Source organism: Streptomyces sp. NPDC001153, from assembly GCF_053598315.1.
This window is the reverse complement of the sequence record NZ_JBSFJZ010000045.1, coordinates 1-24509: the sequence shown is the minus strand read 5'-3', so window position 1 is coordinate 24509 and position 24509 is coordinate 1. Positions and strand designations below refer to the sequence as shown.

The window sequence follows — 24509 nt, the reverse complement described above, 5'->3', positions numbered from 1 at the left end:
ACCATGAAGGCGAGGAAGATCAAGAAGACCAAGAAGAAGATCGTCGCGCTGAGTGCCGCCCTCACGGTGATCGGGGTGGTCGGCACGGCCACCGCGTTCGGCACGGGCGCCCGGGACGGCCGGCAGGTCGAGGCGCACGGCAACCGGGTCACCGTACCCGTCGCCGGTGGGACCGCCGTCGTGGACACCGCCTCCCTGGCCGTGCGCGGCCAGGCGGACGACGGACACGCCTGGCAGCTGTCCGCTCCGGCGGCCGACGCCCTCGGACCCGCCGGGCAGGTCTCGGTGCACGGGGACAGGGCCACCTGGGGGTATCCGGCGACGGGGCTCTGGGTCACGGCGGCCGCGCGCGACGGACGGCTGGCGGTGACCGTGCACTCCACCCGGAAGGGCACGCTGAAGTGGCCGGTGACCGCCGCCGACCAGGACACGAGCGAACTGCAGATCCCGCGCGGCGAGGGCCTGTCTGTGCCGGTCGCCGACCGCTGGTGGAACTCCGCCGGGGCCGGGCTCGCGGGCTCGGAGGCGGGCATGTCCGACGGTCTGACCATGCCGTTCTGGGGCACCAGCCTGCGCGGCGGGCACGGCGCGAGCTACATCGCCGAGTCCGACATCGGCACCACGCTGAAGTTCGTCTCCGCCGGCGGCCGGCTGCGCACCGAGGCCGAGCACGCGTTCTCCCCGTCGCAGGACACGCTCGACTACACGCTGACCTTCGCACTCACCGACGGCTCGCCGGTGGCCGCCGCCCGCGACTACCGGGCCTGGCTGCAGGCCCACGGCGGCATCACCACCCTGCGCCAGAAGATCGCCCGCAATCCCGAGGTCGGCAAGCTGGTGGGCGCCTTCCACGCGTACACCTGGGGCCAGGCCCGCACCGCCCAAGGCGTGAAGCGCTTTCGGGAGCTGGGCATCGACAGGATGTGGCTCGGTTACGACGCCGACGGCTCCCCCATGGACCGCTCGGCCGTGAGCCTGGCCGAACGGTCCGGCTACCTCGTGGGACCGTACGACTCGTGGGCCAACGCCCAGGACCCCGCCTCGGCCGACACCTCGGTGTCCAAGTGGCCCGCGCCCGTGTGGCAGGACGCGTGCGTGCGGGGAGCCGACGGCAGGATCGTCACCGGTTTCGGCGGACGCGGCTGCTACGTCAGCTCCGAGGCGTTGCGGCGCGCCGAGCCGACCCGGCACTATCTGGCCGACCGCACCCGCGAGATGACCGCGAACGGCGCGAACAGCTACTTCCTCGACGTGGACGCCGCCGGAGAGCTGTTCACCGACCACTCCCCCGCGCACCCGATGACCCAGGCGCAGGACCGGGAGAACCGGCTGCGGCGGATGGCCTGGCTGTCCGGCGACCGCGAGCTGGTGCTCGGCTCGGAGAGCGCCGGTTCCTGGGCGAACCGTGAACTCGCCTTCAGCCACGGCTCGGGGACCCCGGTCCCCGACCGGCTGTGGGCGCTGGAGCGGGACCGCGCCACCTGGGGCGGCTACGCGCCGGCCGGTGCGCCCGGGATCTTCTTCAAGCCCGTCCGGTTGCCGGCCGACGTCGCCAAGGCGATGTACGACCCCAGGTACCGGGTGCCGCTGTACCAGACCGTGCTGCACGACTCGGTGATCAGCACCGAACGCTGGGAGCTGTCCTGGTCGAAGCTGCCCTTCCAGAGCCGCACCCGCGCACTGCTGGCCATGCTGTACAACGTCCCGCTGAACCTCGTCCTCGACAAGGCGGAACTGGACGAGCACGGCCAGCAGATCGCCCAGCTGCAGCGGTACTTCGAGCCTTTGCACAAGGCCGCGGCGACCCAGCCCATGACCGGCTTCCGGCGGCTGACGCCCGACCGGCTGGTGCAGCGCACGACGTTCGGCGACGGCGTTCTGACGGTCACGGCCAACTTCTCGACCCGCACCCACGACGGTCTGCCCGCAGGCTGTGCCGACGCGGCGGTCAAGGGTGGCAAGGCCCAGCGGTTGTGCCCGGCCGGTCTGTGACGCCAACGGGCGTGCCCGGCCCCTGATATGAACGGATCCGTGCGCGAGGACCTGGCTCGGCGGTACGCCCTACAACTCTCAGCCAGGGGCGGCAACGACGCTCGCCGTGGCGCTCGTCGCACGCGGCTCGCCGCAGACCCCGGCCGGGGCGGCCCACCAGAGTCGGCCGCCCCGGCACCGGGGCGAAGAAGTGCCCTCCTCCCCCGTGCTGCCCGCAGTCCCGTCACATCCCCCGTGGGAAACGTGCGGGGCAGCAAGGAGGGCGGCATCACTATGTCTCGCGGAAAGGGCGAACGCAACTCTCTAATTCACCTTCTCATGCAGCGAGAAGTTCAAGGTTGAACCTTCTCGGGAGGTGAGAAAAAGGCAGCTCTTTCTCGGCTGTTGAGAAATTTGTATGGCGCAAGCTTCCCAGGTCGGAGCGGGTGCGTGGATGCCCTAGCCTGTCGGCGTACGCACCCACCCCGGTCGACAGGAGTACCGTGCGCGCCATTGTCATGAGGGAATTCGGCGGCCCCGAGGTCCTGCGGCTCGAAGAGGTTCCCGACCCCGAGCCCGCGCGTGGACAAACCCCGCTCGACGTGAGGCTGGCGGGTGTCAATTACGCAGATGTCCACGTTCGTGGAAACACCTACCTCGCGCCGGTCGCACTGCCGTTCATCCCCGGCAACGAGGTTGTCGGCACCACGCCGGACGGCAAGCGCGTCGTGGCGCTGACGCAGGGCGGCGGGTACGCCGAGAAGGTCGCCGTGCACCGCAGGCTGCACTGGGAGATCCCGGACGGGATCACCGACGAACAGGCGGTGCCCCTGGCCCTGCAGGGGAACAGCGCATACCACCTCCTCTTCACGGTCGCCCGGATCGCCGAGGGGGAGACGGTCGTCATTCCGGCGGCGGCCGGGGGCGTGGGGTCGCTGGCCGTCCAGCTGGCGCGACGTGCGGGCGCCCGCGTCGTCGCTCTCGCCAGTACGGCGGAGAAGCGTCAGCTGGCCATGGAGCTCGGCGCGGTGGCGGCCGTCGACTCCTCCGACGAGGACGGCCTCGCGGAGCGGATCCTGGACGCGGCAGGAGGGCCGGTCCAGGCCGCGTTGGAGATGACCGGCGGCAAGACGCTGCACCAGACCCTCGAAGTGCTGGCTCCGCGCGGCCGACTCGCCGTGTACGGCTTCGCCGGCGGTGAGCTCGCCGACGTCTCCACGCGCACCCTGCTGCAGAAGTCCATCACCGCCGCGGGATTCTGGCTCCCGCACCTGTACACCGACCGGACGCTCCCGCTGGCGGCGTCCATGAGGGAGCTCTTCGACGCCGTCGGCAACGGCACGCTCAAGATCGTCAGCGGCGGTACCTACCCGCTGGCCGACGCGGCGAAGGCGCACAGCATGCTCAACAGCCGGGCCGGCATGGGCAAGTTCAGCCTCGATACAGTCACACATTAATCTTGGTGCCCGGAACGTACGCGGTGGCACCGGCACCGGTACGGCCGCGTTCCCGAAGAGGGGCGCGCGACCGGGACGAAGGGGGTACGGCTGATGGGTGGGCAGCGCGGAAGCGGGACCGGTTACGCCGAGCGTTTCATGCGAGTGCAGCAGGCGTTCATCACTCTGGGCCCCGGCGCCCACCGGCTGTCCGCCATCGCCAGGGCAGCCGATCTCGATGACTCCACCACCGGCCGGATGCTGACCGCCGGCACCTACAACAGCACCTTCGTCCGGGTCGACCGAGGCCTGTACGAGCTCGGCAGCACGGTCGCCGACCTGGGGCTCCATGCCCTCTCCGAGGACAGGTTCTCCGGTGGCGAGGCCTCCCGCGTCCTGCAGGGTCTGCGGGAGGCGACCGACAGCGGTCTGGTCTTCCTGTACATGAGGGCGCCGTTCGGCACGGCCGGCAGGCAGTGCCTGGACATGGCGGTCGGGGATTCCGACCTCGTCGAACTCGGGATGACGCCGCGCGATGTGCTCTCGGTCACGCGGTCGCTGCGCACCGGTGCCTCCGGCCGGACGATCCTCGCCTACCTGCCCGCCCAGATACAGCAACGTGTCGCCGCCGACCCGGTCCCGGAGGAAGCGGGCCCCGGCGCCATCCGGGACGGCGCCGAACTGCTCGCCTCACTCGCGGACATCCGTGACCAGGGTTACGCCCTGGGACGCCAGGAGTGCATGGCGAAGTGGAACTCCGTCGCCGCTCCCGTCATCTGGGACGGTGCGATCTGGGGGGCGGTCCTGCTGCTCAAGCCGATGGACGTCATGCCGGAAGCTCCCCAGCGCTACATCCATGCCACCATCACCGCGGCCGGCAGGCTCAGCCGGCTCGGCGGAGCCTCGTCGGTCGACTGACCGCCGGCCCCAGGCGTCGGCCGCTCCGTGGCCCGGACATCGCGGGCGGCGGCGCGGAGGGCCGCCGCCCGCAGACCTCGTGGCTAGCGCAGGTCGATGACCGTGCGCAGTTTGCCGCTGGTCGCCGTGCGCTCGAACTCGCCCCGCCGTACGGTCTCCACGGCGAGGGACAGCAGCCCCTCTGCCTCCGCCGAGGCGAGTTCCGCCACCTCGGCGGTGAGAGCTGCCCGGGCCGCCTCGGGGCCGGGAGCGTACTGCTCGTCGAGCCGGACCGTCAGCCGCTCCCGGCCTGCGCCCGGGGCCACCACCAGCTGTGCCTCGCCGTGATAGCCGAGCCGCTCTTCCAGCGCCCGTACGACGCGTCGGTAGTTGATGAAGTACGTGCCCACGCGGACGACGTCGCCGTAGCGTCCGAGCAGTTCCAGGCGGGGCACGTGGCTGCCGCAGGCGCACCTGCCCCGCACCTCCCGTCCCAGGTCGCCGATCTCGTAGCGGTCCAGTCGCTGGCCGGTCCGCGCCAGTGAGGTGAACACCAGCCTTCCGGGCTCGCCCGGCGCCACCGGCCGGTCCTCGTGCGGGTCGAGGATCTCCAGCGTGTGCAGGTCGGTCAGCACGTGATGGACGGAGCCGTCACAGGACGCGCACTGGTAGCCCAGCGGTCCGAGGTCGGTGCTCCCGTAGGCCGCGGAACGGATCACCTCCACCCCGAAGTCGTCGGTGAGGACCCTGCGTTGCTCCACGGTGAAGTGCTCGCCGCCGTAGAAGACCTTGCGGATGCCGCCGTAGGCACGCAGCCGGTCCGCTTCGGCGTGGAAGAGCTGCCACAGGTAGGACGGCATGCCGAAAACGGTGTCCGCCCGGTGGGTGACCAGTGCCTCGGCCACCGAGGCGTGGTCGGGGCCCGCGGCGATCGGCAGCTGGGTGGCGTTCAGCCGTTCCAGGATGGAGAAGAAGCTGATGAAGCTCCCGTACATCCCGCCGCAGTAGAACAGGTTGGCCGCCCGGTCGAGGGCCGGGTCGAAGCCGGCGGTGAGCAGTCCGTCCGCTGCGGCGCGCATCTGGTTGTCGTAGTCGTCGCAGGTGAACACCGACAGCGCCGGTGTGCCCGTGGAGCCTCCGCTGCGGAAGTACAGGTGGGCATGGCGTGGGTCCAGTGCGGCCAGCGCGCTCTGTACGCCTTCCTTGCCCAGCAGCGGTGTGGCCGGCGCGGGGGGCAGCACGGGCGGTGCCACCAGGTCGTCCAGGCAGGCCACCGTACGGAACTCCGGGTCCGCGGCGCGCACGCTCACCCGGCGGCTGTAGCGCTGCAACGCGTAGACGCCGTCGTGCGGTTCGCCCTCGTAGCTCTCCAGCATGGAGCCGACCGGGGTGACGCGGGTGACGCCCGCGGCGAACAGCGCGCGGGACAGCGTGGCCACGTCCGCGCGGTCGCCCCCGATCGCCGCGGTCTGCAGGTAGCGGCGCATGGGGCGCAGGGTCGCGGTGACCGCGTGCCGGGGCAGCGGCTTCACCCGGATACTGCGGTACAGCGGGGAGGCGTCCAGTGCGGGGCGCGCGTCGGCCAGCACCCGCCAGGAACCGTCCTCGGCGGTGAACACGCGGGTCAGGCCAAGGTGTTGTTCGAGCCGGGCGAGCTGCTGCACGGTGGTGATCTCCGCCTGCTCGGCCGTGCCGGGCACGGATGCCGGCCGCGTGTCGGACACCTTCGCCAGCCGCTCGGCGAACCGCCCTGCGAACGCGAAGAGTTCCTCGGTGCCGTTGGTGTCCTCGGTGTCGAGATAGACCACCTGCGGGCTGGCACACGCCTGCTGTTCGAGACGGCAGACGTCCTCGGCGAGCGCGTCGAGCACGGCGTCATCGCACGCCGCCTGCCGGGTCAGGTAGGCGAAGGAGATCCGGTGGCCCCACTCGACCACGCGGCAGCCGGGCGGCGCCAGTTCGCCCGCCGCGCGCACCGCGTCCTCGCCGCCCCACACCGCGATCGCGTCGGCCTGCCCGCACAGTGCCTCCAACCACTCGCGGCGCGAGGACGGGAAATGCAGGGCGATGACGCGTTCGGCGATCAGTCCGGACGGGTCGGCGGCACCGAGCGCGGCGAGCAGGTCGAGCGCGAGGGACGAGTCGGAGCTGCTGGTCTTCAGCACGTTGACATTGCCTGCCAGCAGTCCCTCGACGACGCTCAGCGGTGCCACGGCCGCGGCGTTGCCGGGCGCGATGTGCACCAGAAGGCCGACGGGCGCCCAGGCCTCGTACACCGTCTCCCGGGCGTCCGGGCGGGTCAGCCGTTGCGGGCGCAGGTCCCCCAGCTCCCGGCGCAGCTTGCGCTCCAGCGCTTCCCGGGTGAGCGCGGCGGCCAGTTCGGCCAGGACGACCGCGGCCTCGCCGGCGGGCAGATGCCCGGCCAGACGGCCGTAACAGGCGGAGGCGGGATCCGTCAGATCGCGGGCGACCGCGGCGCAGGCGCCCAGCACCACGTCGCTGGGCAGGGGACGGGTCAGGAGCCGCCCGGCCAGCTCGGGCAGCCCGGCGAGCCGCCGTCCGGCCTCGGCCTCGTCGATGAACTCGCCCTGCCACAGGTGGAGTACGGGGTGCTGTACGGAGGTGGTCACGACATTCCCTTCATCAGTTCGGCGGCGGCCACCGCACAGCTGCGGTTGCGGCTCACTCCGGCGCGGCCGTGCACGGTGAACCAGTCGGTGGACAGCGGGCAGGGGCATGCGTCGCCCGGGTGCAGCGACGCGAGGTCTCCCATCACCACGCTGTGCGCGGGCACGGAGGTGATGTAGGGGCTGACCAGGTGCAGAAAGCCTCGTTCGCCGTACGGCAGCGGGCGCAGCGTCCCCGTGTCGCGCACCGCCGCACGCGACCACACGGGCACGTGCAGCCGGTGCTGCGCGCACTCGACGTACGGCACACAGTGCTCGACCGAGCCGAAGGTGTCGCGCACACGGTCCCCCGGCACGCCGAGGAGGTCGGTGACCTCGGAGTAGAACGCCTCCTTGCCGATCTGCCGGTCGGCGTGGCCCTTCCAGCCACCGCCGAGCACCACCAGCGATCCCTCGGGCAGGGTGAGTGGCCCCAGCCCCATCGCCCGCATCCGCTCCAGGGTGAAGTACAGGAACGCCGGGAAGCCCAGGATGCGGACCGGTACGTCGTCCTCGGCGTAGCGCCGGAGCGCGGCGATGCAGCCGTGCACGTCGAACTCGTGGCCGGTGCCGGTGTGCCGCAGGGCGTGCGTGGTGTGCCGGGCCGGGGCGAAGTCGCACAGGTAGTTGTCGGTGAACGACGTGCCCAGCTTCAGCGAGGGCGCGGGCTCGTAGCTGTACAGCAGGTAGTTCACGGGCTGCTCGGGGGTGATCCAGCCATAGTGGTCGAAGATCCGTGCCACCATGCGTTGCGCCGAGCGGATGGTCCACTCGTCGAAGAACATCTGCGACTTCTGGCCCGTGGTGCCCGAGGAGGTCAGATGCAGGAACACCTCGTCGCGTGGGACGGAGAGCACCTCGTGACGCTTGAAGAAGGCCGCGGGCACCAGGGGGGTGCGCACCCCGTCGCCGACGGTGGGCGCGGGCGTCTCGGCCGGGTCCTGAAGCAGGGCGGCGAAGAAGGGGGAGCGGCGGGCGTGCCAGGCGTTGGTCTCCGCCATGGCGGCGGCGAACAGCTCGTCGGTGACGGGGCCGTCGGCGTACGGCTCCACCAGGTCGCAGAGCCGCTGTACATGGCCGAGCGCCGCCGGGTCGGGAACCTCGACGGGAGCGAGATGGGGTTTCATCGGGACACCTCGGGAAGGGGCAGATAGGTGGCGGTCCAGGCGCTCAGGTAGGCGCGGAGGTACGGCCGGAGCAGCGGGCTGACGGCGGTGGTGCGGAAGTCGATCTGACGGCTGGTCCGCGACAGCACCACGTAGTCGTGGAGCCGGTCGCCGATGCGGCGCATCGCCGGGTAGACGGCGCTCGGCACGAAGCCGGAGGCGAGGAACACCTCAAGGGCCTCGGCGTCGGCCAGCGGAAGCAGCGCCTCGGCGTAGTCCGCACCGGCCCGGGTGACCGCGGCCATCAGCGCTTCCAGGGCGCCGGCCACCGCGGCCGGACGTGGATGGACGGCGACGAGCGCACAGCTCCCCGCCACGGCGTCGAGGTCGGCGTACGCCTCGAAGCTGCCGTCGGCGGCGACCAGGACCGCGTTGGGGGTGTGCAGCGGGAAGAAGCGGCCGTCGGCCTCCGGGAAGAGCTCCAGGAAGCGCCGCCGTACGAACGCCGGGGCGGTGATCAGCTCGATCGGCTCGGCACCGGTGGCCGCGGCCACGGCGGGGCGGGAGGGGACATGCCGGGTGCCGGCGTAGTCGATGCCGACGCCGGTGGCTCCGGCGGACAGCAGCGGCGACAGCCGTTCGGGCACGCTCGTCACCGGTTCGCGCTGTTCCAGCACTCCGTCGGCGTAGCGGGCGAACAAGGCGAGCGTCTCGCACCCCTCGACCTCGACGGCGTTCGGCAGGAGGCCGAGCGGACGGAAGCCGTTGCGTACGACGACGTGCTGCGGCCCCTCGGTGACCAGGCGGACGGTGGCGTACACCGAGTCCAGGCCGCCCGTGGCGAAGGCCGCGGCGCAGACCGCCCCGGTCAGCCGGGAGGCGAGCCCGCCGCCGCGATGGCCGGGGTGTACGGCGAGGCCGACGAGCTTTCCGATGCGGCTGCCCGGTTCGGTCAGCACGACGGCGGAGCCGACCAGGGCGCCGCCGGTGCGGGCGGTGAGCCAGTGTGCGGTGCCGTCGGTGATCAGCCGGCGCATGACCACCGGATCGCTGCCGAGCGGCACCGGATAGCCGTGCCCGTACACCTCGAAGTACAGCTGCCTCAGTTCGGCGATGTCCTGGACGGACGCGGGGTGCAGGACGGCGTTCACGTCGCCGCTCCCGTCGACGGCTGTCCGACGGAGGCCCGCCGCGCCTCGGCCCGGCCGCCCAGCCACCACAGCGCCAGTGCCACCGGTACGAGACCCGCGCCCTGGACCAGGCAGAGCGTGCGGGCGGCCAGATGGTCGCCCAGCGCGCCGAAGACGAGCGAGGACACGGGGAAGGTGGCACCCAGCAGCGCCTGCATGACCGCGAAGAACCCGGGCTTGTCGGCGGCGGGCACCAGTCGCTGGAAGAGCGCCACGAACCGCACGCCGATCACACCGACGCACCAGCCGACGACGGCCATCGAGACGACCGCCGCCGCGTGCCCCGCGAGCAGTCCCGGAAGGCCGAGGGCGGTGGCCATCACCGCGAGGCACACGCTGCCGACGGCGACAGGGCGGCCCGGCAGGCGCCCGCCGCTGAAGGATCCGGTCAGGGTGCCCGCACCGAGGGCCGCCTCCAGCGAGGCCACGGTCGAGCCGGTGGCGTGCAGTACCTCCCGGGTGTACAGGGGCATCACGACGTAGACGGCGGTGGTGAAGACGTTGGCGGCGGCGAAACAGACCAGCACCCGCCGGATGAAGGGCAGCCCGGCCAGGACCTGGCGCAACGGCCGTCGCCTCGGAGGCGGCCCGTCCGCGTCTCCGTGCCCGGCCCCGGTCCGGGGGAAGCGGGTGGCGCCGACCAGCAGGGCGGCCAGCAGGTACCCGGCCGCGCACGCGGCGATGACGGCGGCCAGTGAGCCCGCGTCGACGACGAGCGGGCCCAGCAGTCCCCCGCACAGCCCGGCGACGGACTGGGTCGACAGTTCGAATCCGGTGGCCGACTCGATGTCGGCGTCCTCGACGAGTTCCGGCACCGAAGTGGTCAGGCACGGATCGAACACCGCCTGACAGGCGGCCAGCGCGAGCCCGAGCGCATAGGCGGCGGCACCGGGCAGCATTCCGGCGTACGCCAGGACGGCCGCCGTACCCGCCGACGCACCCGCCACGGCCGCCGCGCCGGACAGCACCGTCCGGTGTGCGCATCGGGCGACGATGCCCGCCACGACCGGAGCGAGCGCGACCGCGGGCAGTGTGCTCACCATGAGGAACAGGCCCGAGGCGAGGCCGCGGTGCTCGCCGCCCGCGCGGCCGACCAGCCACCAGACCGCACCGACCTGGAACATCCTGCTCGCCGCCTGGGTGAGGAGTTGAGCGGCCCAGACCCTGCCGAAGGACGGATTGCGCAGCACGAGGGGCAGACGACGCACACGCGCAGGTGCCGCGGTCACGAGTGCGGCCGTTCGTCGACGACGCGGACGAGCTTGCCCGAGCGGGTGTTGACCGTGAGGTCCCGGTGCCGCACCCACTCGACGCTCAGTGGGTTCACGTGCCCCGCCGCGGTCGCGGTCGCGTAGAAGGGACGCTGAGCGAGGAGCGCGGCTACGACGGACTCGCCCAGCCCGGCGTGTTCCCTGCCGGGATCGGCGATCGCGAGCCGCAGCACCAGGCCGTCGCGGCCGTCGTGTCGCCGCACGACGAGCTGCAGGCCGGTCACCTCTCCTGCTGCGTCGGCCCGTTTGACGACGTCATGGACGTCCTCGGTGTACAGGGAGACGGGACCGACCCGCACGCCCTCCTCGGCGCGGCCGAGGATGCGGAAGACACCGGCGTCCCGGTCGACCCACTCGGCCCGGTCGCCCGCCGGATAGCGGAGCACCGGCATGAGCCGCCTGCGCAGGTCGGTGACGACGAGCCGCCCCGGCACGCCGTTCGCCTCGACGGGACGGTCGGTGTCGTCACAGAGGATCTCGACCACCGTGTACGGGGTGAACGCGCGGTGGACGCGTGGGTCGTCGCCGGGCACGGCCTCGCCGAGGAGACCGGCGTCCACGCTCGCGTATCCGAGGGAGCGCGGCCGGGCGTTCGGGAACGCGGCACGGAGCAGCGGGAGTTGGTCGCCGAAGAGGCATTCCCCGCCGAAGAACAGCAGCTCCACCTCCGGAAGTGTCCGGCCGGCGCCGGTGAGGCGCTCCGCGAGCGAGCACAGCGTGGTCGGTGTGCCGGCGACCACCTGGACCCGGAACTCCTCCAGCGTCGCCGCGGTGGACTCCCAGGGCGCCGCACCGCCGATGGGCAGGCGGACGTTGGCCACGGGAGAGCGGTGCAGCGCATCGAGGACGAAGCTGAAGCTGGCGTACAGGTCACCCGCGTAGAAGAGATCCGCCACCCGGTGGCCTGGCCGCAGCCCCGCTCGGACGAGCCCGGCACCGAACGCGCTCGTGAACTCCCGCCACTCCGTGCGGGTGTAGTAGGAGAACTTCGGTGACCCGGTGGTCCCGCCGCTGCGGAAGACGACCCCTTCGTCCAGCGGAGCGGTGAGCAGGCGGTTGTCCTGTGGCGAGTTGGCGCGCCAGAAGTCGGCCTGCGGCACCACCGGAAGATCTGTGAGATGGGTGACCTGCTCGGGGAGCCCGGCATAGAGCTCGCGGTAGAAATCCGAGTTGGCGCGAGCGAAACGTACGAGTTCCGCGAATGGTTGAACTGGCATCAATTCCTGCTCGAAGGCGTGGAACGCCGGCACGTTGAAATGACCGGCGAAGCGCGACGTAGCCGGTCCACTATGGCGGGCGTGAACCGTGTCGCTGAAGGCGTGAAATGCGGCGCACCCATCACGAGCGGGGCGTCCGGTGCACCAGGATATCTCACTATGCGGGACGGATTTGCGCCAACTGGCCCCGCACACAGGCGGCTTGATGCCGCCTCGGACGTATTCCACGGCCATTCGGTTCCTGCGGGCGCGGAGACGGTGATCACATTCAACGGACCATGCATAACAACTCGTTGAACACAGCTGAAGGGTGCCTTATGGAAAGGGGCCGGCGAAGGCGCTCCGGGCTGTGGCTGGAACGGAACCGTGTCGATCAGGGAGCGCTATTGTCGCGCGGGCCGTGACCGCCGTCGGCGGTGTGATCCCGACCGCAGCCACCGTAAACCGGAACACCATGACGGCGTATTCGTCGTCGGGCCACACCAGCGGATCATGCTCCCGCCGGCACAGCATCGAATCCGTCAGCCCCCGCGGCCGTTCTCAGGCGGTGACTTCCGTTAGCGCGGTGCGGATCTCGGTCGCGGTGCGCTCAACGGTGCGATGTCGGCTCCGGCAGTGCAGCCGCCGAGTGCACCCCACCCGCCTGTCAGGAAGGGTCCAGCCGCCGAGAGCCTTCCAGCGGCTCCGGGCGCAACGGCGCCAGGAGCTCGTGCAGGTCACGGTGGAGCCGGTGGGCGTCGAGCTCGTACGCCCGGCCGCGGCCGCGCGCGAAGAACACGGTCAGCGCCCCGAGGAGGAAGATGCCGAGCGTTACCGGCGCCACGAAGCCGAAGAGCGGCGCAATCATGATCCCGTTCACGGTCTCCAGCATCACTCCGGAGACCACCAGTGCGCCGCCGTCCCCTTCTGAATCCGGCACCACGTGAAGCCGGCCACAGAACGTGGCGCACTGACTGCGACCGGGCGCGTTGAGCGCGATCGAGCCGCCCGAGCCGATACGGCAGGCCGGCCAGGCGCCGAACCGCAGTCGGTGCCGGTGACCGTGACCCCCCTGCGTGTCCAGCCCGAACACCCCATCCGTGTGACGCGCCCCGAAGCTACCGGCCGTCGGCGAACCCGCCCTGCCGGGCAGACACATGAGCCCCACCCCGACGACCGACGGGATGGGGCTCGCTGGAGCGCCGGGCAGGCCTTGCACCTGCATCTCCCCACAGGAAGCGGGGCGTCTTTCCTTGGACCACCAACGCGTGTCCGGCTGCCGGAAATTCCGGCGACCGCAACGTGATCAACTGTAGCGCACGTGATCAGTCCGCCGACCCACAGCAAACCAGGAGTGGGCCGCCGGGAACAGAACCCGGCCGCCCACTCCGTATGCTCCGCAGTCGCGACCGCGCATTACGGAGTGACCTGGAGGAATTCCTTGTCAGTAAGGTCCGTTGACGTTGTCGATGGAACCGTAGCGGTGGTAGGCGTAGTTGCAAGCGGCGGTGATGTTGGCGACGGGGTCGTAGATGCTCGACGACGTACCCGGCACGTGGTAGGCGGTGAAGGTGGACTGGATCACCTGGAGCAGGCCGATGGAGGGGTGTCCCGCGGCGGCGTTGGAGTCCCAGAGATTGATGGCATTGGGGTTGCCGGAGGATTCCCTCATCACATTGCGGTAGATCCCGTTGTAGGAGCCGGGGATGCCGTTCTGGGCCATGATCGCCAGGGAGTGCTTGATCCAGCCGTCCAGGTTGTTGGTGTAGGTCTGGCCGCTGACGGCGGTCGTGGTGTTCGCGGCCTTCGTAGTGACTGCCGGCTTCACGGCGGGGGCTGATCCGGCGGGCAGGGTCAGGACCTGTCCCGGCCGGACGGTGTAGGGGCTGGCGATGTGGTTGGCGGACGCGATGGCGGGCCAGCCGCCGGGCACATGCTGGGTGCGGGCTATGGAGGACAGGTGGTCGCCGGCCCGGACGGTGTAGGTGGTCGCGGCGGAGGCGGCCTGGGCCGTGCCCACTGCGGCAGTGGAGACCAGGGCGAGGGCGCCGACGGTGACGGCGCCGCGAACGACGAGTCGGGGGGCCCGGGAGGGGCTCTTGCGGGCGTGACGGGGCATGGATCGGTCCTCTTCCAGAATTTGCATGACCCGCAGTTGCCGGTCCCCCACGGCAAACTGCACCGCTTTCGTTTCGGTGCGCTGCGGCGCGCACATTCTTAAGCCGTCGGGAATAAATCGACAATTCCCTCTTTTACTAGCTTGCTTCGTTGCCCGGTCAGCTTCTCGCGCCGCGAGTGTTGGGAAAATGGGGAGTTGTCGGCGGTTTCGAGCACTAAGGTGCGTCGTAAGTGAATTAAGTCACCTGCCCCGTCTGGATCATTCCGGAGGCTTAAATGGCAATGTATCGATTCTTTATTTCCTAATCGGACCAAATGGGACACTCTGCCGTGAATCCCCGCGCGGCGTGCTGCGGCGCTGGGTGACGGCCGCCGAGCTGGTGACGCGGCCGCCGTGTGACTGGGCGGCCTGCAGGGCGCACACACCCCGTCCGCGCCCTCGATACCCTCGCCCTGATGGACGCCCTGAAGATCGGGAAGGCCTGGAGCCACAACTACCGCCGACGGCTGAGCCTCGCCGACGGCGAGCGCCGCTACGACGGACTCGAGGAGCGGCTCGCCACGCGGCCGGTCATCCGGGCGCCCTCCATCGCCCTCGGCCCCGAGCGGGATCCCTTCACCGCTCCGGGCAAGGGCGCCTCGTACCGGGACAGGTTCACCGGCGCGTACGAGCACCGAACCCTGACGGGAATCGGCCACAACCTGCCCCGGGAGGCACCCACCGCCTTCGCCCGAGCCGTCATCGACATGGACCACTTCTGACGCGCTGCCCCCCAGCCTTGGGTCACCGTCTAGACAGGTGAGCAAGAAGGCCACGGGCTCGTTCCATCCCGGACCGGAAGGAGTTCGACCATGGAACGCCGGCACACCACGGAGTTCGCCGCGGCGGCACGCCGAGCGACCCGACGCGGTACGCCCGCGCCCCTGAGGGATCATGGATGTACTTCTGCTGCCCCGCCACCGGCCTGGGGCTGTGAGTCAGCCTGATCGATCAGCCACCGCCGGCCGATGACGGATCTTGCCCGGCATGGCAGTAACCAGTCAGAATGGTGATGTGAACCTGGACCATGTCTTCGTGTGCGGAAACCCGGCGCTCGACTTCGCCGCGACGCTCCGAGCGCGCCGTTCGGTGCGCTTCGAGATGTTCGCGACGCCGGAGAGGCTGAACGCGTGGTACGTGGAGTCCGGCATCGTCGACGCGGTCTCCCCCAGCCAGGAGGCCGACGTCGAGCAGGCGACGACGGTACGGGAAGCCATCTACCGGTTGGTCACCGCACGTCGGCTCGGGGAGCAGTACGACCGGGCGGCCCTGACCGTGGTGAACAACGCGGCACGCAAGCCGCCCGCGGTGCCGCAGCTCACTCCGGCGGGGCGCTGGACACAGGCAACGCCGGAAGAAGCCCTCTCCATGGTGGCGCGCCTCGCCATCGAGCTCCTGAACGGGCCGGACTTGCCCTTGCTCAAGGAGTGCGGCAATCCGGAGTGCACCCGCACCTACATCGACCGCTCGCGGGGCATGCGCCGGCAGTGGTGCGGCATGGATTCCTGCGGCAACAAGATCAAGGCAGCCGCGTACCGCGCCCGCAAGAAGAACGCGCCCGCGGCGGCCCGCTGACCCGACCCTCATCGCCGGCCATGGCAGCGGCGCGCTGTAAGCCGAGGTGGCGGGGGCGCAGGTGATCGTGGCACCACGGGACGGCGCAGGGCTCGCCCGGGCAGCCGGAGGCCGACAACGTCACGCTGGGCATGATCCGCCTCGGCATCAAGGGTTGCAAAGACTCCTTGCAAAGGCTCTTTGCAACTCGTAGTCTTCCGGCATGCCCGGCCAACCGCCTGCCCAAGAGATCACCGATGTCGAGGCGCTGCGTGCCTTCGCGCACCCGATGCGCCAGAAGATCGAGCAATGCCTGCGCCGGGGACCGGCCAATTCCGCAGCGCTCGCACGGGAGTTGGGCGAGAGCACGGGGCTGGTCAGCTACCACCTGCGGCAGCTGGCCAAGCACGGCTTCGTCGAGGAGGTCCCGGAGCTGGCGAAGGGGCGGGAGCGGTGGTGGCGGGCAGTACCGGGTGACCGGCGGTTCCCGCCGTACAGCCGGCAGACGCCGCAGATGCGCGAGGCACTGACCGAGATGCACCGGCTGAACCTCGCCGAACTGGTCGACTCCGCCCGGCGGTTCGAGGAGGCACGCGACACGCTGGGGCCCTGGGCCGACGCGGCGCTCTTCTCGCGCGCCACGCTCCGGGTCGACCCCGACCAACTCCGCGCGTTCTTCGAGGAGTACATCGCGCTCCTGTACCGGTACTCGGCCCCGGAGGAAGAAGGGGACGTGCCCGAGGCACGGACCGTGCTCGTCCGGCTGCTCGCCGTTCCCGAGACCGACTGACCGCGCGGCCCGACCGACAACGAAAGGGGACGCACGCCGTGCCGTTCTCGGCTACGTCCACATCACTGATACGGGCCGTACTGGCCGTCCTGTCCGGCGCGCTGGCCGGCGCCCTCCTTCTGCCGGCGGCGCCGGTGGCGTACGCCGGCGAGGACGGGCTGGTCCGCCAGGAGGTCACCTTCCGGGGCGGCGGCGGGCTCCTCCTGCACGGCACCGTCCTCAGCAAGGACGGGGCACCCGGCCCGCGACCTGGCATCGTACTCGTCGGCGGCTCGGGCTCCGGGCCCCGGGAGGAGTACCGGCAGGAGGCCGAGGCGTTCGCCCGGGCCGGGATCACCACGCTCGTCTACGACAAGCGGACCGCAGGCTATTCCCTGCTCCATCGAGACTTCGGTCTGCTGGCCGACGACGCACTCGCCGGAGTGCGGTTGTTGCAGTCCAGGAGCGGGGTGAACCCACGTCAGGTCGGGCTGTGGGGGTTCAGCGAGGGGGGCTGGGTGGCGCCGCTGGCCGCGTCGCGCTCGGCCGACGTCGCGTTCGTCGTCACCATCGGCGGATCCGGCTACGACCCGCTGCGTACCCAGGCCTGGGACCTGACCACACATCTGCGCCACCAGGGGGTGGGCGGACCGTTCCGTCGCACCGTGGCCGGTCCCACCGCCCAGTTCTTGGGCGACACCGGACTGTTCCCCGCGGCAGGCCACGACCCCGTGCCGGTGCTCGAGCGGCTCCACCGGACGCCGGTGCTGGCGCTGTGGGGCGATCACGACACGCAGGTGCCGCCCCGGGAGAGCGCACGGATCTTCCGCCGGGCCCTGGCCCGGGCAGGCAACCGGCACGCCGTCATCGGCTTCGTCGCCGGTGGTGCGCACAACGGGCACCGCACGTCGGACGGGTTCGACCGGATCGGCGGCCCCCTCTTCCACGGCAAGAAGCTGGGCGAGCTGGCCCCGGGCTATGCGCGGACCATGACCTCATGGGTGCGGGACGTCGCCGCCGGCCACCCGCCGGCCTCAAGCGCCGCCCCCGCACCCCGACAGGCGCTCGCCACCACCCCCGTACCGGGCCACGCCTGGTACGCCTGGCTCACCCCGGCGTTGCTGCTCCTCGGCTTCGCCGCCTATCCGGTGAGCGCCCTCCTGCGTCGGGGCCCCGTCCTGCGCCCGGTGCGATGGTTGGCCGGGCTCGGTCTGCTGGCGGTCGTGACGGCGGTGGCCTGCCCGCTCGCCGTCTTCGTGGCGGGGAACGGTGCGGCGGCTCCCGTGGTGTGGGGCCGTCCGGCGATGTGGCTGGTCGTGCAGGGGCTCGCCGTCGCCGTGGCGGTGTCCGCCTGTGTCTCGGCAGCCGCACTCCGGCGCCGACGGCCGACCCCGAGCTGGGCGCTCTGGCTCCGACTGGCCCCGGTGGGGCTGGCCGCGGTCGGGTTCGTGCCGTGGGCGGTGTGGTGGGGCGTTGCCGCGTGAGGACGGGGCGGCGGCAGGGCGAAGACGCCGCACGACGCCGACACGTGCCGGTGACGCTCGCACAGCTCCGGCACGTGCCGTGACGATGGGCGCCGGCACAGCGCGACGAGCACGCCCGCGATCAGGCTCGTCCGCAACCGCGGACCGTCCATCCCTGCTCTGCCCGTCGGTGGGCGGCGGAACGCAGCGCGGTTCCCGCGGGACAGCCGCTCCCGCCGAGATCTCCCACGTCCGCTCGCCGTAGCCCACGGCCATGTGAACCAGCAGCGGTGTGCTGTCGCGTGATCATCGTGTCGTTCCAGGCAGCAGCGACGACCCTGCCGGCGTGGCGTTGAAGGCCACGGTGTACCGAGCTCCGTCTCCTGCTGTCGCCCGGATGTCGCTCTGCGACCGCCGGGCGTCCAGGCCCGCACGCCGGTGCGGCGAGCTCGGCCAGGTGGCGCAGCCAGTCGATGAGATGCTCGGGGCCGAACGGCGGGAACCGGATGCCGCGCTCGCGGATGAAACGCGGCACCGCCGACCAGTCGTAGGTGAGCGTGACCTCAGTCTCGGACCCACGTCGGTCAGCGGCGCACGGCCGAGTGGGCGGAACCCGCGCCCGTACCCAGCGGCGCACCGGGGGCAGCACACTTCATGGTCTTCGACGTGGCCCGCTCGGGTGCCGACCTGGCATCCTGGGTGGCCAGGTAATCGATTCATGCCGGGAACCCACGCTGGCTACGCTTCCCGGCATGAATCCCGTGATCGACGTCCTGCCCGCGTCCGAGGTCGACTGCCTGGAGCGCCTCTGGGGTCAGCTCCTGGTCCACCACGCGCAGCAGGCGCCACACCTGACGGCACTCGGCGCGCTTCGCTCGCCCGAGGACTCATGGCGACTGCGACGGGGACAGTATCTTGACTGGCTGCAGGAGCCGCTCACCGCGGTACTGGTCGCTCGGGGCGGCCGTCGGTTGCTCGGCTATGCCGTCGTACGCGTCCTCGACGCTCCCGGGTCATGGCAGTGGGGGGATCGAGCCGGCGTGCTGGAAACCCTCGTGGTCGATGACCAGGCCCGGGGTGCCGGAGTCGGGCAGGCCCTTGTCAGGGCCGCTCGGGAGCGTCTTGCCGAATCGGGTGTCCAGGTCATGAAGATCTCCGTCATCGCGGGCAACGATGACGCCCTGCGCTTCTACGAGCGAGCAGGCGCCGTCGACTTCGTGAAGACGGTGGTCATGCCCGTCTCGGGGTGACGGCGCAGATCAGATTGATCGCTTGGTCGGTGTCCCGCGTTGGGCGTTGCGCGGCTCTCGGAACACAGGGGCGGCTCAGGCGGGCTTGCCCGTTGAGCTGTCACGCACGCGCACGGCGAGGGCTGCAACGTCGTCGTTGAGTCCACCGCCGCTGTGCCGGAGGAGATCCCGGTGGAGCGTGTCGAGCAGGGCCCTGGGCCCGGCGGAGGTCTGGCGACTCATCCAGTCCTGCAGGTCAAAGAACTCACCCTCTGCGTTACGGCTCTCGATGACGCCGTCGGTGTAGAAGAGCAACTGGTCGCCGGGGGCACACACGATCGTGTCGGTGGTGTAGTCGGCGCCGATGAGTGCCGCGAGGTTGAGCATCGGCGAGGCGGTGGTGGGGTCGAGGACCTGGAGCTTGCCTTGATGCAGGAGCAGTGGCGGAGGATGCCCGCAGTTCACGAGCCTGATGCGGTCGCCCTGGTGCGGGAACTCGGCGAGCACCACGGTGGTGAACTGCTCCAGCAGGTCCCCGGTGGGAAACGTACAGCTGTGCCGGGTGCTACTGACATCGAGGCGGCGGACGATGCCCTCCAGGGTGGGCTCGTCGTACGCGGCCTCCCGGAAGCAGCTGACCACCGCCGCAGCCGCTCCCACCGCGGGCAGGCCCTTGCCCCGCACATCGCCGATGATCAGCCGGACGCCGTACGGCGTGGCGACGGCTTCGTAGAAATCTCCGCCGATGCGGGCCTGCGCGGCGGCTGCGACGTACATCGACTCGATCTCGATGCAACCGACCCGGCCGGGCAGCGGACGCAAGAGCACTTTCTGTGCCGCGTCGGCGACGAGGCGGAGCTGGAAGAACGCCTGTTCCCGCTGGATGCGGACACGGCACGCGTACGCGGCGGCCACGGTGACCGCGGCAATGGCACCCACGGTGAACCAGGTGCCCAGGTCGGGGTAGACAAGGCTGAGCCCGACCATGATCGCGACGCAGACCGCTCCCAGCAGAACGGTGGGCAGCACGGGCCAGACAGACGCCGCGAGGGCAGGTACTGCAGTCAGGAGGCGGCTGAAAGCGATCTTTCGTGGAGTGGAAAACGCCAGGCTCGCGATAACCACAGTCAAGATCACTGGTGAGAGCCCGACGAGACTCCACCGCCTACGGAGCAGACGACGAGAGCACATCCACCCAGTCCACGGCACGAAAGACAGCATAACGGCATATGCCGGACCCAGTGACTCAGGGCGCGAGTACAGCTTTCACCCGGTCGGAGCAAAACCCTGAATCGGTCGAGGGCGCACAATGGGTGCATGGCTGGTCGCTGGCAGTTCTGGATCGACCGTGGCGGCACATTCACCGATGTCGTGGCCGTGACGCCGGATTCCGAGGTGCTCAGCCGCAAGCTGCTGTCGGAGCAGCCGGAGGCGTACCAGGATGCGGCGGTCGCCGGGATCCGTCAGATGCTGGGCCTGGAGGAGGACGAGCCGATCCCGGGCGACCGGATCGAGGTGGTGAAGATGGGCACCACCGTCGCCACCAACGCGCTGCTGACACACACCGGCGAGCCGACCGTCCTGGTGGTCACCCGGGGCTTCAGGGACGCCCTGCGCATCGCCTACCAGAACCGCCCCCGCATCTTCGACCGGCGCATCCTGCTCCCGGAGGCCCTGTACGACCGGGTGATCGAGGTGGAGGAACGGGTGGGCGCGCACGGCGAAGTCGTGCGTCCGCTGGACCTCGACGCCGCGCGCGAGGCGCTGGCCGCGGCATACGCGGACGGGTTCCGCAGCGCCGCGGTCGTCTTCCTGCACGGCTACCGCCATTCCGCGCACGAGGCCGCCGTCGCCGAGGCCGCCCGCGCCGTCGGCTTTCGGCAGGTCAGCTGCTCGCACGAGGTCAGCCCGCTGATCAAGCTGGTACCGCGCGGCGACACGACCGTGGTCGACGCCTACCTCTCCCCCATCCTGCGCCGCTATGTGGACCAGGTGGCCGCTGAGCTGCACGGTGTGCGGCTGATGTTCATGCAGTCCGGGGGCGGCCTGCGCGAGGCGGGCCACTTCCGGGGCAAGGACGCCGTGCTGTCCGGCCCGGCGGGTGGGGTCGTGGGCATGGCGCGCGCCGCCGCCGGCGCGGACCATGACAGGGCGATCGGCTTCGACATGGGCGGCACCTCGACCGACGTGTCCCACTACGCGGGCGAGATCGAACGGGTCCTGGGCACGCAGGTGGCCGGAGTGCGGATGCGGGCACCGATGACCGACATCCACACCGTCGCCGCGGGCGGTGGCTCGATCCTGCACTTCGACGGGATGCGCTACCGCGTCGGCCCGGACTCGGCCGGCGCCGATCCCGGACCGGTCTGCTACCGGCGCGGCGGTCCGCTGACCGTCACCGATGCCAACGTCATGGTCGGCCGCATCCACGCCGCCTTCTTCCCCCGGGTGTTCGGTAAGGACGGCGACCAGCCGCTGGACGAGGGCGCGGTCCGTGCCCGGTTCACCGAGCTGGCCGAGCAGACCGCCGCCGCGACCGGCAGGCGTCGCAGCCCGGAGGAGGTCGCGGCGGGATTCCTCGACATCGCCGTGCTCAACATCGCGAACGCGGTGAAGAAGATCTCCGTACAGCGCGGCCGCGACATCACCCGCTACGCGCTGGTCGCCTTCGGTGGCGCGGGCGGCCAGCACGCCTGCGCGGTCGCCGACCGGCTCGGCATCGACACCGTCCTGATCCCGCCGCTCGCCGGGGTGCTGTCCGCGTACGGCATCGGGGTGGCGGACGCGGTCGCGCTGCGCGAACGCTCCGTCGAGGCCGCCCTCGACCGGCAGGAGACGGCAGCCCGCGTCGAGTCCGTCCGCGCCGAGCTGGAGGAACGGGCACGCGCGCAGCTGCGCGAGGACGGCGTGCCGGACGCCACCGTCCGCACGGCCGCCCGCGCCCTGCTGCGCTACGAGGGCACCGACTTCTCGCTGCCCGTGCCGCTGGGCCCGGCCGACGCCATGCGGGCCCACTTCGAACACGACCACCGCGACCGCTACGGCTTCACCATGAGCAAGCCGCTGGTCGTCGAGGCCATCGAGCTCGAGGCCACCGGCTCCTCCGGCCCGAGCACCGCCGCGACGACCGTCCTGCCGCCGCAGACCAGCGCACTGCGACCGGCCGACACCGTACGGATGTTCACCGAGGACCGCTGGCAGCCGACCCGGCTGTACCGACGGCAGGACTTGCGCCTCGGTGACAGCGTCGAGGGCCCGGCGATCATCGCCGAGGCGGATGCGACCACGGTCGTCGACCCCGGCTGGCGGGCCGCGGCCGATGAGCACGGCGACCTCGTCCTCACCCGATCCCGCCCCCGCCCGTCCCGTACGGCGGTCGGCACCACCGTCGACCCGGTGATGCTGGAGGTCTTCAACAACCTGTTCATGTCCATCGCCGAGCAGATGGGTGTACGCCTGGAGAGCACCGCCCACTCGGTCAACATCAAGGAACGCCTCGACTTCTCCTGCGCGCTCTTCGCGCCCGACGGCAGCCTCATCGCCAACGCGCCCCACATCCCCGTACACCTGGGCTCCATGGGCGAGTCCATCAAGGAGGTCCTGCGCCGCAACCGGGGCTCGATCCGGCCCGGCGACGTCTACGCCATCAACGACCCGTACCACGGCGGCACCCACCTGCCCGACATCACCGTCGTCACCCCGGTCTTCGACGAGGCGGGCGAGCGGCTCCTCTTCCTGGTCGCCTCGCGCGGCCACCACGCCGAGATCGGCGGCATCAGCCCCGGATCCATGCCCGCGTTCAGCACCGTCATCGACGAGGAGGGTGTGCTCTTCGACAACTGGCTGCTGGTGCGTGACGGACACTTCCGCGAGGACGAGACCCGGCAGCTGCTCACCAGCGCCCGCTACCCCTCACGTGACCCGGACACCAACCTCGCCGACCTGCGCGCCCAGATCGCCGCCAACGAGAAGGGAATCCACGAACTGCGCCGCGTCATCGAGCAGTTCGGCCTCGATGTCGTCCACGCCTACATGCGTCACGTCCAGGACAACGCCGAGGAATGCGTACGCCGCATCATCGCCACCCTCGACGACGGCGAGCACCGCTACGAGACCGACAACGGCGCCGTCATCCAGGTCGCCCTGCACATCGACCGCGAACGGCGCAGCGCCGTACTGGACTTCACCGGCACCTCACCCCAGCAGCCCGGCAATCTGAACGCCCCCACCTCCGTCGTCATGGCAGCCGTGCTGTACGTCTTCCGCACCCTCGTCGCCGACGACATCCCGCTCAACAGCGGCTGTCTGAAGCCCCTCGACGTGCGCATCCCCGCCGGCTCCATGCTCTCCCCCGCCTATCCGGCCGCCACGGTCGCCGGGAACGTCGAGACCTCCCAGGCCGTCACCGGCGCCCTGTACGCCGTCCTGGGCGCCCAGGCCGAGGGCTCCGGCACGATGAACAACGTCTCCTTCGGCAACGACCGCTTCCAGTACTACGAGACCGTGGCCTCCGGCGCGGGCGCGGGCGAGGGCTTCGACGGCGCGGATGCCGTGCAGACCCACATGACCAACTCCCGCCTGACCGACCCCGAGATCCTGGAGTGGCGCTATCCGGTGCGTGTGGAGGAGTTCCGCATCCGTGAGGGCAGCGGCGGCGACGGCCGCTGGCACGGCGGGTGCGGAGTGGAGCGCCGGATCCGGTTCGCCGAGCCGATGACGGTCGCAGTAGTCTCCGGTCACCGCCGCATCCCGCCCTACGGCATGGCCGGCGGCGAACCCGGCGCCCTCGGCGAGAACCTGATCGAACGCGCCGACGGCAGCACCGATCGGCTGCGCGGCTGCGACACGGCGGACGTCACGAAGGGCGACCTCCTGGTGATCCGCACCCCCGGCGGGGGCGGATATGGACCCGCCGAAGGCATCCCGCCCGCTCGGTGACGAGGCGCACGACGAAATGGGTCCCCCAAGATCCTCGCCCGAGTCACAGACCGCTGTGCGTACCGGTTTCCGTCAATCCCCCGGGGGCCGGTTCGCCCAGGCGCTCGGCCAACTGGAGCAGGGCGGGCAGTGCCTCCTCGACAGCCACCCGGGCATGGTCGTCGAGCGCGGCGAGGGCCGCGTCGATGCGGCGTTCATGGGCCGCGGTCCAGACGGCGAGCCTCTCCCGTCCCGCATGGGTGAGGGCGACGACGGAGACACGGTGGTCGGCCGGGTCCACGTCACGCGTGACCAACCCGGCGGCGATCATCCGGCCGATCAGCCCGCTGACCGTACTCTGCGCCAGGCACAGCCGGGCGCCCATGTCGCTGACCCGTGCCGGCGAGTAGGCGCTGAGCACCTGCAGGAGCTCGACCTGCGCCATGGGCAACCTCGCGGGCCCCGACACCGGCAGCGGCGTCGGCGTCCGAAGTCACCGCGGGCGCTTGAGCACATCGCGCTCCTGGAGTGGGACGAGGAGCAGTGGCGGCTTGACCCTCCACGCCCCATCCCCGCGGCCCCGTGGATCAGTGGAGGTGCGGGGCGTGACTCAGTAGGCGGAGTTGACGTTGTCGATGGAGCCGTAGCGGTGGGCGGCGTAGTTGGCCGCGGCGGTGATGTTGGCG

The 24509-nt window shown here is 71.0% G+C and carries 17 protein-coding genes, 1 tRNA gene and 2 pseudogenes; 9 read left to right on the top strand and 11 right to left on the bottom strand.

The genetic code is table 11. The features are described 5' to 3' along the window. Positions 1 to 3: 3 nt before the first annotated feature. From ACWDEN_RS37805 to ACWDEN_RS37795, 3 genes are all read left to right on the top strand, one after another. A complete protein-coding gene (locus ACWDEN_RS37805) occupies positions 4 to 1992 on the top strand; it encodes a glycoside hydrolase (protein WP_351617380.1) in 1989 nt (662 codons plus the stop codon). 482 nt (positions 1993 to 2474) lie between these two features. After that, the gene (locus tag ACWDEN_RS37800; protein ID WP_351617383.1) at positions 2475 to 3428 is read left to right on the top strand and encodes a quinone oxidoreductase family protein; all 954 of its coding nucleotides are present in this window, start codon (positions 2475 to 2477) and stop codon (positions 3426 to 3428) included. A 93-nt stretch (positions 3429 to 3521) separates the two neighbouring features. Then, positions 3522 to 4325 (top strand): IclR family transcriptional regulator domain-containing protein, encoded by an 804-nt coding sequence (locus ACWDEN_RS37795; RefSeq protein ID WP_351617385.1) that lies wholly within the window; start codon positions 3522 to 3524, stop codon positions 4323 to 4325. An 83-nt stretch (positions 4326 to 4408) separates the two neighbouring features. Here ACWDEN_RS37795 and ACWDEN_RS37790 read toward each other — a convergent pair whose 3' ends face one another. The 8 genes from ACWDEN_RS37790 to ACWDEN_RS37755 form a co-directional block, all read right to left on the bottom strand. After that, complete coding sequence (locus tag ACWDEN_RS37790) at positions 4409 to 6934, bottom strand: acyl-CoA reductase (RefSeq protein ID WP_450862441.1); 2526 nt, start codon at positions 6932 to 6934, stop codon at positions 4409 to 4411. Continuing rightward, positions 6931 to 8097 (bottom strand): LuxE/PaaK family acyltransferase, encoded by a 1167-nt coding sequence (locus tag ACWDEN_RS37785; protein WP_450862439.1) that lies wholly within the window; start codon positions 8095 to 8097, stop codon positions 6931 to 6933. Before ACWDEN_RS37785 ends, ACWDEN_RS37790 begins: the two co-directional genes overlap by 4 nt. Continuing rightward, on the bottom strand, positions 8094 to 9227 hold the full coding sequence (locus tag ACWDEN_RS37780) for a GNAT family N-acetyltransferase (protein WP_351617393.1): 1134 nt from the start codon (positions 9225 to 9227) through the stop codon (positions 8094 to 8096). The genes ACWDEN_RS37785 and ACWDEN_RS37780 overlap by 4 nt, the downstream gene beginning before the upstream one ends. Then, complete coding sequence (locus tag ACWDEN_RS37775; RefSeq protein ID WP_351617395.1) at positions 9224 to 10474, bottom strand: MFS transporter; 1251 nt, start codon at positions 10472 to 10474, stop codon at positions 9224 to 9226. Before ACWDEN_RS37775 ends, ACWDEN_RS37780 begins: the two co-directional genes overlap by 4 nt. A gap of 17 nt (positions 10475 to 10491) precedes the next feature. Further along, complete coding sequence (locus ACWDEN_RS37770; protein ID WP_450862436.1) at positions 10492 to 11754, bottom strand: phenylacetate--CoA ligase family protein; 1263 nt, start codon at positions 11752 to 11754, stop codon at positions 10492 to 10494. A gap of 646 nt (positions 11755 to 12400) precedes the next feature. Then, positions 12401 to 12826 (bottom strand): hypothetical protein, encoded by a 426-nt coding sequence (locus ACWDEN_RS37765; RefSeq protein ID WP_450862434.1) that lies wholly within the window; start codon positions 12824 to 12826, stop codon positions 12401 to 12403. 102 nt (positions 12827 to 12928) lie between these two features. Next, positions 12929 to 13001, bottom strand: a tRNA-Arg gene (locus ACWDEN_RS37760). A 176-nt stretch (positions 13002 to 13177) separates the two neighbouring features. After that, positions 13178 to 13852, bottom strand: a complete 675-nt coding sequence (locus ACWDEN_RS37755) for a LysM peptidoglycan-binding domain-containing protein (RefSeq protein WP_450862432.1) — start codon at positions 13850 to 13852, stop codon at positions 13178 to 13180. A gap of 488 nt (positions 13853 to 14340) precedes the next feature. On the opposite strand from ACWDEN_RS37755, the pseudogene ACWDEN_RS37750 reads away from it, so the two are divergent. The 5 genes and pseudogenes from ACWDEN_RS37750 to ACWDEN_RS37730 all read left to right on the top strand — a co-directional run. Beyond that, a pseudogene (locus tag ACWDEN_RS37750) lies at positions 14341 to 14613 on the top strand (alpha/beta fold hydrolase); the annotation flags it as partial. A gap of 292 nt (positions 14614 to 14905) precedes the next feature. Then, positions 14906 to 15466: a CGNR zinc finger domain-containing protein gene (locus ACWDEN_RS37745; protein WP_450862500.1), complete on the top strand. Its 561-nt coding sequence runs from the start codon at positions 14906 to 14908 to the stop codon at positions 15464 to 15466. A 202-nt stretch (positions 15467 to 15668) separates the two neighbouring features. Further along, a complete protein-coding gene (locus ACWDEN_RS37740; RefSeq protein ID WP_351617404.1) occupies positions 15669 to 16235 on the top strand; it encodes a helix-turn-helix domain-containing protein in 567 nt (188 codons plus the stop codon). Between the two features lie 38 nt (positions 16236 to 16273). Beyond that, positions 16274 to 17698: an alpha/beta hydrolase family protein gene (locus tag ACWDEN_RS37735; RefSeq protein ID WP_351617407.1), complete on the top strand. Its 1425-nt coding sequence runs from the start codon at positions 16274 to 16276 to the stop codon at positions 17696 to 17698. A 731-nt stretch (positions 17699 to 18429) separates the two neighbouring features. After that, positions 18430 to 18927, top strand: coding sequence for a GNAT family N-acetyltransferase (locus tag ACWDEN_RS37730; protein ID WP_351617410.1), 498 nt, complete (start codon positions 18430 to 18432; stop codon positions 18925 to 18927). A 75-nt stretch (positions 18928 to 19002) separates the two neighbouring features. Here ACWDEN_RS37730 and ACWDEN_RS37725 read toward each other — a convergent pair whose 3' ends face one another. Continuing rightward, positions 19003 to 20097: a PP2C family protein-serine/threonine phosphatase gene (locus tag ACWDEN_RS37725; RefSeq protein WP_450862429.1), complete on the bottom strand. Its 1095-nt coding sequence runs from the start codon at positions 20095 to 20097 to the stop codon at positions 19003 to 19005. A 126-nt stretch (positions 20098 to 20223) separates the two neighbouring features. Here ACWDEN_RS37725 and ACWDEN_RS37720 point away from each other — a divergent pair, with 126 nt between their 5' ends. Next, entirely contained in the window at positions 20224 to 23844 is a 3621-nt protein-coding gene (locus ACWDEN_RS37720) for a hydantoinase B/oxoprolinase family protein (RefSeq protein WP_450862427.1), read from the top strand. Between the two features lie 43 nt (positions 23845 to 23887). Here the strand turns inward: ACWDEN_RS37720 and ACWDEN_RS37715 are convergent, their stop codons facing one another. Together ACWDEN_RS37715 and ACWDEN_RS37710 are read right to left on the bottom strand one after the other, a co-directional pair. Then, a complete protein-coding gene (locus ACWDEN_RS37715) occupies positions 23888 to 24268 on the bottom strand; it encodes a MarR family winged helix-turn-helix transcriptional regulator (RefSeq protein WP_450862425.1) in 381 nt (126 codons plus the stop codon). 165 nt (positions 24269 to 24433) lie between these two features. Beyond that, positions 24434 to 24509 (bottom strand): annotated as a pseudogene (locus ACWDEN_RS37710) (transglycosylase SLT domain-containing protein); the annotation flags it as partial.